Source organism: Bacillus cereus group sp. BfR-BA-01382 (genome assembly GCF_022663475.1).
Taxonomy (GTDB): Bacteria; Bacillota; Bacilli; order Bacillales; family Bacillaceae_G; genus Bacillus_A; species Bacillus_A thuringiensis_S.
The window spans coordinates 1-425 of the sequence record NZ_JAKUFQ010000293.1; the positions used below are offsets into that span (position 1 = coordinate 1).

Consider the following 425-nt stretch of genomic DNA (forward strand, 5'->3'; position numbering starts at 1 on the left):
AGGTGTTTCCGATTGGTTAACCTGAGCGGAATAAGCAAGTTGAAATTCATTTTTAACTTCTATATGAAAGACAAGGGCATCGGATTATCAATCATATTTGGAGCCGTTATAACAATATTTCTCATACAAATATATACAAACACAACGGATTGGGTACTGATGACAATGCTTATATCAATTTTAAGTATTGGTTTCATTATTGGGTTTGTTCATTGTTATAAGGTAATTTCGCCTATGATTGACGATTATGAAAAACGTATGTATTTAAAAGGAAAATATCCAGATTTATTATACAAATTCAACAAAATTAACTAAGAGGGGGATGTGCGTTATGTGTAAAAAACAAATGATTGTTTCACCGCAATTCACAAGGGATATACAGAACTGTTTATTTTGTAATGAGGTAGCGGAAATGCATGTGCAGG

The 425-nt window shown here is 32.2% G+C and carries 1 protein-coding gene; it reads left to right on the top strand.

The window, feature by feature from the left end:
- Positions 1-315 (top strand): hypothetical protein (locus MR160_RS34000; RefSeq protein ID WP_242299239.1); only part of this gene is annotated, 315 nt, incomplete at its 5' end.
- Positions 316-425: the final 110 nt, after the last annotated feature.